The organism is Myxococcus sp. AM009 (genome assembly GCF_013372605.1).
Classification (GTDB): domain Bacteria; phylum Myxococcota; class Myxococcia; order Myxococcales; family Myxococcaceae; genus Myxococcus; species Myxococcus vastator.
This window is the reverse complement of record NZ_JABXEP010000213.1, coordinates 1-9,719: the sequence shown is the minus strand read 5'-3', so window position 1 is coordinate 9,719 and position 9,719 is coordinate 1. Positions and strand designations below refer to the sequence as shown.

Here is a 9,719-nt window from a genome sequence, read left to right as displayed (position 1 = left end):
CGCCGGCTCCCCGCCCGGGCCCCCCCACCGGGTCAGTCCGGGGTTCCGGGGGTCGTCCAGGCCCCCATGCAACCTCCAAGAACTCCTGCGAAGCCGCCTCTTGTGGCATATACCCACACCATGCCTTCCGCCCTGACCGCCTCCGAGATTCGCGAGGCGTTCCTCAAGTTCTTCGAGGAGCGCGGCCACCGCCGTGTGGCGTCCTCCTCCCTGGTGCCCGCCAACGACCCGACGCTGATGTTCACCAACGCGGGCATGGTGCAGTTCAAGGACGTCTTCACCGGCCGTGAGACGCGCGACTACCGCCGCGCCACCACGTCGCAGAAGTGCGTGCGCGCCGGCGGCAAGCACAACGACCTCGACAACGTCGGCTTCACCGCCCGGCACCACACGTTCTTCGAGATGCTCGGGAACTTCTCCTTCGGCGACTACTTCAAGTCCGACGCCATCGCGTACGGCTGGGAGTTCGTCACCCGGACACTCGGCCTGTCCACCGACCGGCTCGCCGTCACCGTGTTCAACGGCGAGGGCGGCACCCCCTGGGACGAAGAGGCCTACGAGCTCTGGAAGAAGCAGGGCGTCCCCGCCGAGCGCCTCTACAAGCTCGGCCTCAAGGACAACTTCTGGGCCATGGGCGACACCGGCCCCTGCGGCCCCTGCTCCGAAATCCACTACCACCAGGGCGACGACATCCCCTGTGTCGAAGAGGCCGAGGGCAAGAAGTGTCTGGGCGTCGCCTGTGACTGCGACCGGTGGCTCGAAATCTGGAACCTCGTGTTCATGCAGTTCGAGCGCAAGGAGAAGGACGGCCCCCTCATCCCCCTGCCGAAGCCGTCCATCGACACCGGCGCGGGCCTGGAGCGCATCGCCTCCGTCGTCCAGGGCAAGCGGTCCAACTACGAGACGGACCTCTTCCAGAACATCCTCGCCACCGTCAGCGAGCTGTGCGGCAAGCCCTACTCGCAGGAGTCCGGCGCGTCCCAGCGCGTGGTCGCGGACCACGGCCGCGCGGCGGCGTTCCTCATCTCGGACGGCGTCCAGCCCTCCAACGAGGGCCGCGGCTACGTCCTGCGCCGCATCATGCGCCGCGCCATCCGGCACGGCACCCAGCTGGGCCTGGAGGACGTCTTCTTCTTCAAGGTCGTCGACCGCGTCATCGAGCTGATGGGCGACGCCTACCCCGAGCTCCGCGAGAGCCGCACCTTCGTCCTGGAGGTCTGCCGGCACGAAGAAACGAGCTTCCGCCAGACGCTCAGCCGCGGCCTCAAGCTCATCGAGGAGGAGCTGTCCGAGTTGCAGAAGGCCGGCGGCAAGCAGCTCTCCGGCGACGTCGTCTTCCTGCTCCACGGCACCTACGGCTTCCCGTGGGACCTCACGCAGATCATCGCCCGCGAGCGCGGCTTCGACGTGGACCTGGTCCGCTTCGAGGAGCGCCTCAAGGAAGAGGCGGACAAGAACAAGTTCGCGGGCTCCGGCGACAAGGCCACGGGCGAGGTCTACCTGAAGCTGGCGGAGCGGCTCGGGACGACGGAGTTCCTCGGCTATGACGGCGAGGGCCACGAGGGCGAGGGCAGCATCCGCGCCATCGTCAAGGACGGCTCCGAGGTCACCCAGGCCACGCAAGGCGACACAGTGGAGCTGGTCCTGGACCGCACGCCCTTCTACGGCGAGTCCGGCGGACAGATGGGCGACACCGGCCGCATCGTCGGCCACGGCGGCAAGGCGGTCGCGAAGGTCACCGACGCGCAGCGCCCCGTGCCGGGCCTCGTGGTCCACTCGGTCGAAGTCTCCGAGGGCACCTTCAAGGTCGGCGACATGGTCCAGGCCGGCGTGGACTCGGAGCGCCGCAAGTCCATCCGGGCGAATCACTCCGCGACGCACCTGCTCCACAAGGCGCTCAAGCTCGTGCTCGGTGAGCACGTGAAGCAGGCGGGCTCCGTCGTCGCGCCGGACTACCTGCGCTTCGACTTCGCGCACTTCTCGCCCGCCACGTCCGCGCAGCTCGAGCAGGTCGAGGACCTGGTCAACGGCTGGATTCGCGACAACGCGGGGGCCGAGACGCGCATCATGAGCCTGGAGGACGCGAAGAAGTCCGGCGCCGTCGCCATGTTCGGCGAGAAGTACGGCGAGACGGTTCGCGTCGTCACCGTGCACCCCGAGTCCACCGAGCTCTGCGGCGGCACCCACGTGCGCCGCAGCGGTGACATCGGCCTGTTCAAGATTACCAGCGAGAGCGGCGTGGCGTCCGGCGTGCGCCGCATCGTCGCGCTGACGGGCATCGGCGCGCTCCAGCACGTCCGCGAGCAGGAGCACGAGCTGCGCAAGGTGGCCGAGCTGTTCAAGTCGAGCCCGAAGGAAGTCTCCAAGCGCGTCGAGGCGACCCAGAAGCGCGTGAAGGAGCTGGAGCGCAAGGTCGAGGAAGTGGCCGTCAAGGCGCAGACGGCCAGCAGCAAGGACCTGCTGGAGCAGGCTCGCGACGTGAATGGCATGAAGGTCCTGGCCACGAAGGTGGACGCGGCGGACGACAACGTCCTGCGCGGCATGGCGGACCAACTCCGTGACCGCATCCGCTCGGGCGTCGTTGCCATCGGCGGCGAGAAGGACGGCCGGGCCATCATCCTGGTCGCGGCCACCAAGGACGTCGTGGCCAAGGGCATCAACGCCGGCGCGCTGGTGCGCGAGATGGCCAAGGAGGTCGGCGGCAAGGGCGGCGGCAAGGCGGAGATGGCCCAGGCCGGCGGCCCGGATGCCTCGAAGCTCCCCGCGGCGCTGGAGAAGCTGTACGAACTGGTGAAGGGCATGGGCACCGCGTGATGAACCACCGGGCCTCGGCTTCCGTGGCGCTCCTGGCGGCCTCCCTCGTTCTGGGTGGTTGCAAGGAGGAGTCCGCGCCCGATTACGCGGGCACGGGTGATGACCGGACGCTTCAGAAGCTCCGCCAGGAAGTGGACCGGGTGAACCAGGGAGGCCGCCCCTCCCAGGGCCCCGAGGCCACGCGCGGAGACCCGAACGCGAACCTCGCGGGCCTCGCCGCGGGCATCAACGTCCCCACCGAGCGCGCCTGGGAGCTCCCCTCCCCCAACGACGCCGTGCGCCTGGAGACCCTGTCCGTGAAGCTCTCCGGACTGGAGGCGTCGCACTCGGTGAAGGGCTCGGGGAAGGTGAGCCTGACCTCCGAGGACCTGTTCTTCCGCGTGCAGCTCATGACGCAGAACGTGGGCGGCGCGCCGCTCACCCTGGACCTGGACGGGGCGAAGCTCTTCGGGGCTGAAGGCCAGTCGTATGCCGTGGCCCGGGATGCCCAGGTCGTCGGGGGCACCCGCCCCCTTCGCCGCACCTGGGCTCCGGACGAGCGCACCGACGTGGTCCTCCTCTTCGAGCTTCCTCCGGAGGCCCTTCGGGATGACGGGCTGCACCTGTTGCTTCAGGGCTCCGGGGGGGATGTGCGGATTCCGTTGAAATGAGCGGGACCGCGTCCAAGCTCCTCCCGCTTCGCATCCGCCTCCCGTACACGACGGAGGAGGAGTTCATCGACAAGTACGGCTCGAACGTGGCGCGCGGTGGCGTGTTCGTCGCCACGCGCGCCATGAAGCCCGAAGGCACCGGGCTGGCGTTCGAGTTCGTCCTGGCCGACGGGGCACGGCTGCTTCGCGGCGAGGGCATCGTCGTGAAGGCCCAGGTGGACGCGGTGGGCGGGCGTACCGGCATGACGGTGCGCTTCGTGAAGCTGGACGCAGCGAGCAAGGCGCTCATCGACCGGGTGGTGGCGAAACGTACCGGTAGTGTGGAGCCACAAGCTCCCGCCCAAGTCCTGCCCCCTCCTCCGGCCCCTGCGCCCACGCCGCCTCCGGGACTCGTTCGCCGCGCACCCGGCGCAAAGGCTTCGAATGCGGTGCGGCCCACGCTGGAGGATGCGCGCGTCGAAGGCACGACGGCTGGAGCTCCTGACGCGGTGGCGGTTCCGGAACCCACGCCCAGCTCCGAGACTGCCAAGGCGGATGATGACGCACACTCGGAAGTACCGGACTCCGGCACGGCTGCTCCGTCCTCCGAGTTCGAGCAAGTGCCAGATGCGCCTGCGTCCAGCACGGACGCGCATGCGGTGTCCGGTGAGGCGGACACGGGCTCACTTGAGGCTTCTGATTCAGGGGCTCCGAGCACGCGGGACGCCGACGCGCGTCCGGGACCAGTCGCTCCGCGCTTTGAAGCTGATTCGAGCGACGGGCTCGACTTCGCCATCACCGCGAGCCTCGCGGCGTCCGAGGATGCAGATGGCACTGAGAATGCCGTAGCCAAGCCAAACGGCCAGGGTGAGCCTGCTAGAGCGCCACTCGTCCTGGAGGATTCGTCGACCGACGCCAGCACTGCGCCGACAGCTGCCGCGACTCCGGACCTGACGGAGGAGACCTCCGACGCGCGGGCGGCGAGCGAGCCAGTGGAGGCGACTCAAGCGCTGCTTGGTGTCCCGCCGGCGCAGGAGACAGGCGACGATGCGCATGCCGGAGCCGAGCCCACCGGCTCCGCGCTTCCTGCCTCCCCGCCTGGCCCTGGTGGAACCGCGCCCGCCCCAACCCTGCCTGCGCCTGACGAATCCAAGCCCGTACATGGAACGGGTGACGGCGCCGCGGATGCCAGGCAGTTCGGTGCAGCAGCGAGCGATGGACCCGCCTCGGCAACGGAGCCCGTTACGGAAGGCACTGTTGTCTCGACGAAGCACGGCGAACCCGCTCCGCGCCTGCAAGCGGCCTCCACTCCGGCGACGGATGCAGATGCAGCGGCGCCCCACGGAGCATCCGTTGCTCAGGCGAGCACCCCATTCGTCGCGGAAGCTGGCACTTCCGCAACAAGGGAGCCCTCCGCGACGAGTCCGGCTACGGGCACCGCTCCCGCCAACGAAGCAGCCACGGAACCCTCGGCGCCGTTTGCGACCACGAGTGCCGCGCCTCCCTCTGAGGGCAGCGATACATCCACGACTGAAGCACTCGCAGAGACCTCGACCACAAGCGCCGAGCCCGGCATTGCCGCGGACGACAAAGCAGCCCCGGCATCCTCCGAAACGGCGCCCCCCGCGAGCGAAGAGCGAAATGCCGATGCCGGCGACGCATCACCGACTGCCACTTCGACCCCAAGCGTCGAGTCGTCCACCACCGAGGCAGGCCTCGTAGCAGCCCCGGAGGCTTCCGCGACGGCCGCGCTCCCTCGTGCAGAGCCCGACGCCGAAGCAGGCGACGCATCCACCACGAAGCCCTCCGCAGCGACGTCACCTCTGCGCGATGCGCCCGTCGCCGAGACAAGCAACGAAGTAGCTAGCGCGCCCCAAGCAGCGGCGCCGAGCGCCGAACAATGCGGCCCGGATGCCGCGTCCGAATCCAGCACGGATGCCCCCTCCGGCAGTGCTCCCGGCGAGGCATCATCCGCGCCGAACACCGAAACAAGCGGCCCGGATGTCGCGTCCGAATCCAGCACGGATGCCCCCTCTGACAGCGCCCCCGGCGAGGCACCATCCACACAGGCAGTGACCGCGCTCCCGAGCGCACGTGACGTCGTCAAGACGGCGCCTGACGCCCCGGATGCGAAGCCCGCTGAGCCTCCGCAGGACGCCTCCGCATCAGGTGACACTCCGTCCCAGGCACCAGCCAGTGCAGCCCCCACGGCCGAGTCGAGTCCACCCCCAGCGCCGACACACTCGACCACCGAGCCGCCCGCTCCCGAAAGTACGCCCCCCAGCGCGGCCTCGGATGAAGCTGCTCTGTCCAACACGGAAGCGCGCGCCGCGCCCACCGGGGCCGCCACGGAAGCAACTCCAGTCCGTATTGAATCCGAGCCCACGCCCCCTGTCCCCCTGGACGCGGACGTGCCACGCAACCGCCGCCGTGCCCTGCTCGAAGTCCCCCTTCCTCAGCCGGCCTCGACGCCCGCGCTCCCCGAGGTCGTGCTGGGCATCGACCTGGGCACCTCCCATGCGCGCGTCGCCATCGTCCAGGACGGGATGCCCAAGCTCATCCCCCTCCCCGGCACCACCACCACGGACCTCCCCGCGCTCATCGCGGTGAATGGTACCGGCGACCTCGTCGTCGGCGCCGCGGCGCAGACGGAAGGCCAACGCGCCCCCCGCCGTGCCATCTCCGGCCTCAAGCGGCTGCTGGGCCTGAAGCCGCGCTCTCCACAGCTCCGCTGGCTCGCCCCGTTGCTCCCCTACCCCGTCACCACCGACGCGAATGGGGACTCCGCCGTGGAGGTCCGGGGCCGCGTCATCTCGCCGACCCTCTTCACGGCCATGCTGCTCCGCGAACTGAAGCAGGCCGCCGCGGCGCACCTCGGCCGCAAGGTGACTCGCGCCGTCATCTGCGCCCCCACGCACTTCACCGACCGCCAGTGCGCGGCCCTTCGCGAAGCCGCCACGCTCGCGGGGCTCGATGCCCAGCGCATCCTCATCGCCCCCGCGGCGGCGGCGCTCGCGTATGCCCATGGCCGGGGGCTCGCGCGGAAGCGGGTGCTCGTCGTGGACCTGGGTGGCGGCGGGCTCCAGGTCTGCGTGGTGCAAGTCACAGGCGATGACCTCGAGGTCATCACCACCGGGGGCGATGCCACCCTCGGCGGCATGGACTTCGATGCACGCATCGCCGAGGCCATCGCCAGCGACCTCTCCGAGCAGGGCGTGCCCAAGCCGGACCATCCCCTCGACTGGGCCCCCCTCCGCACCGCCGCCGAGTCCACGAAGGTGGCCCTCTCCAGCCAGGAGCAAGCGGACGTCACCCTCCCCTCGGGCACCGTGCCACCCCTCAACCGGGAGCGCGTGGAGGCCCTCACCGCCGACCTCGCCCAGCGCGTCACCACCGTGGTCCGCGACGTGCTCGAATCCAACGCGCTCTCCCCCCAGGGGCTGGACGCGGTGCTCCTCGTCGGCGGGCAGGGCGCCGCGCCCCTGGTTCGCCGCCGGCTCGAAGAGAGCCTGGGCGTGAGCGTGCGCGACGACGTGGACGCGCGGGGCAGCGTGGCCCTGGGCGCCGCGCTGCTCGGACAGGGGCTCCTGCTCGCCGAGGCCGGCAAGCCCGCGGCCACCGTCTCAGAGGTGCTCTCCTCGCCGCTCTCCGTCGCCGAGCGCGGCGGCACCTTGCGCCGCGTCCTCGAACGAAACACCCGCCTGCCCGCCACCAAGACGCTGGTGCTTCCCACCGCGCCGGGTCCGCTCGAACTGGCCGTCTTCCAGGGAGCCGCCACGCAGGCCGCCGACGCCGAGTACCTCGGCCAGCTCACCCTCGACGTGGAGCGCGCGGGAGAGGTGGAGCTGCACCTCGCGCTCTCGGTGGATGGGGCCCTGTCGCTCGAAGCCACCCTGCCCGGCGTGAAGCGGCACGTGGTGTCCCTGGCCACGGAGCACCTGGACGACGCGGCCTTCGACGCGCTCATCGCCCGCTCGCCGCTCATCCCCGAGCCGGAGCGGCGCCCGGGTGGCGTGCTGTCCGGACTGAAGAAGCTCTTCGGCCGCCGCTGAGCCCCTCCCCGCCCGTCCGCGCGCGAGTCACGGCGTCCTTCGCCCCGTGGGCCGATGCGCCCGCGGCCATCCAGGCCACCGTGCGTCCCTGTGGCTCTCTCTGTAACCATGGCGACAGATGGCCAGCTTTCCGGTGACTGTTTTCCCCGGGAGGAATGCGATGCGACGTTCGATTGTGGGTGGAGTCGCCACGGCGGCGCTGGGCATGGTGGGGCCGGCCTTCGCCATCGAGGCACAGCAGGTGGGCGAGCGGCTGCGCGTCAAGGAGCAGCCGCTGGTGGGCGTCGACGTCCGGTTGGGCCTCGGCAACTTCACCGGAGACCTCGGCAGCAACACCAAGGTGGGCCCGCTGCTGGGCATCAACGCCAGCGCCTATCCCTGGCAGTACGGCGGCGTCGAGGTCGGCTACGAAGGCCAGCGCCTCCCCATTGATGACACGCGCCTGCGCGACAACGGCGATGGCGAGGGCGTCTGGCGCCACAACGCCACCCTGCTCGCCAAGGCGGGACCGCTCATCGACGAGAAGTGGCGCCCCTTCGTCGGCGCGGGCGTCGGCCTGAGCTACCTCAACCCCTCGGACGGCGCGGACGCCTTCTACAACAACGACTGGCAGACGGAGCTCCCGCTGGCCGCGGGCCTGGACTACCGCTTCGGCAACCTGGTCGCCGGCGCGCGCGCCACGTATCGGCTCGTCGGCGGGGAGGGACTCATTCGAAACCCCGTCACCAACGCCGACGAGAAGGGCAGCCTCTTCAACGGCAACGTGATGATTGGCGGGCAGTTCTAGCCCGCCCCCATGTCACAGGCCGAAGCCGTCCAGCAGCACCTCGGGGCGGGGATTCTTCTCCCACGCCTCGAGCACCGCCACCGCGGGCGAGCGCCCCGACGCGGCCACCGCGTCCAGCGCGTCCAACAGGGGCGCATCCTGCGCATCCAGCCGCATCAGGCCCCGGCGGGAGATGGCCAGCATCTCCGCCGCCAGGCGGTGCAGCTCCTGCGCACCCAGCCGGCCGCCCAGGCCCTCGCGACGCGCCGTATCATGGAAGGCCAGGTGCTCGGCGTAGGTCAGCTTCGGGAGCAGGCGCTCGGCCTCCTCCAGCGCGGTGGCGTCGTACAGGATGCCCCGCCAGAGGGCGGCCAGCGCCCCCGTCATCGCTGGACTCACGCAGTCCGCGCCGCGCACCTCGACCACCGTCTTCAGCCGCACCTCGGGGAAGAGCGTGGACAGGTGGTCCGTCCAGTCGTTCAGGTCGGGCGGCTTGCCCTCGAAGCCCTCCTTCATCAACTGCCGGAAGGTCAGCTTCGGATACAGGTACTCGTTGTTGCGCCGCAGGAAGAGCAGCGGCGCGTCCAGCGCCCACTCCACATAGGCGCGGTACGAGAACGAGCCGTCGAAGAACGCGGGCAGGTAACCACAGCGCGTGGGGTCCACCTCGTCCCAGACGCGGTTGCGGAAGGACAGGTAACCCGACGGCTTGCCCTCCACCAACGGGCTGTTGGCGTACAGCGCGTTCATCAGCGGGGCGAGCCGCGCCACCACCACCGTCTTGCGGACACAGTCGGCCTCGTCCGCCCAGTCCAGGGACACCTGGCCGGTGGACGTCATCAGCATCATGTTCAGCGCCAGCCGGCCGCGCTCCGGCAGCGTGCGGCGCATGATGAGGTAGCGCGTCTTCGGCATCCACGGCATCTGCGCCGTCGTCCCAAACGGGCGGTAGCCCAGGAAGACGAGCCGCAAGCCCAGCGCCTTCGCGGCGGAGGACACCTCCGACAGGTGCGTCAGGTTCTCCGCGTGCGCCTCGCGCGCGGTGACGAAGGGACTTCCGGACAGCTCCACCTGGCCGCCGGGCTCCAGGGAGATGGTGGCGCCGCCGCGCTGCAGCGCGATGACGGGCGACTCCGGCGTCTCCCGGAACGGCGTATAGCCCGCCGAGGCCACGCGGTGCAGCAGCGCGCCCACGCCCCGCTCACCTTCATAGGTGGGGGGCTCCGCGGAGCCGGTCGGGTAGAGGAACTTCTCATGCTCGAGCCCCAGACGGTGCATTCCACGGGGCTTCTCGGCGGCTCGGAATCCAGCCAACAGCATGTCGACGGAGGTGATGGGCTCTGAGGCCGCGCGCTTGAGGTCGAGTGACATGGGCGCGCCCTATATAACCTAGACCTTCGGACCCGCCCGGATTTGCGCACTGGCCCTTATGAGCCCACAAACCACCCTCCCCCCCAT

General features: G+C 70.2%; 5 protein-coding genes and 1 pseudogene. 5 read left to right on the top strand and 1 reads right to left on the bottom strand.

The window, feature by feature from the left end; translation table 11 throughout:
- Positions 1–120 precede the first annotated feature (120 nt).
- From alaS to HV824_RS32515, 5 genes and pseudogenes are all read left to right on the top strand, one after another.
- The gene (alaS, locus tag HV824_RS32535; protein ID WP_176421171.1) at positions 121–2,814 is read left to right on the top strand and encodes an alanine--tRNA ligase; all 2,694 of its coding nucleotides are present in this window, start codon (positions 121–123) and stop codon (positions 2,812–2,814) included.
- Complete coding sequence (locus HV824_RS32530; protein WP_176424988.1) at positions 2,811–3,464, top strand: hypothetical protein; 654 nt, start codon at positions 2,811–2,813, stop codon at positions 3,462–3,464. The genes alaS and HV824_RS32530 overlap by 4 nt, the downstream gene beginning before the upstream one ends.
- Positions 3,461–3,757, top strand: a pseudogene (locus HV824_RS32525) (TIGR02266 family protein); the annotation flags it as partial. The gene HV824_RS32530 and the pseudogene HV824_RS32525, both read left to right, overlap by 4 nt.
- A gap of 2,097 nt (positions 3,758–5,854) precedes the next feature.
- The gene (locus tag HV824_RS32520; protein WP_368738132.1) at positions 5,855–7,495 is read left to right on the top strand and encodes an Hsp70 family protein; all 1,641 of its coding nucleotides are present in this window, start codon (positions 5,855–5,857) and stop codon (positions 7,493–7,495) included.
- 160 nt (positions 7,496–7,655) lie between these two features.
- Entirely contained in the window at positions 7,656–8,282 is a 627-nt protein-coding gene (locus tag HV824_RS32515) for a hypothetical protein (protein WP_255208519.1), read from the top strand.
- Positions 8,283–8,294: 12 nt separating this feature from the next.
- On the opposite strand, the gene HV824_RS32510 is transcribed toward HV824_RS32515, so the two are convergent.
- The gene (locus HV824_RS32510) at positions 8,295–9,632 is read right to left on the bottom strand and encodes a glutamate--cysteine ligase (RefSeq protein ID WP_176424987.1); all 1,338 of its coding nucleotides are present in this window, start codon (positions 9,630–9,632) and stop codon (positions 8,295–8,297) included.
- Positions 9,633–9,719: the final 87 nt, after the last annotated feature.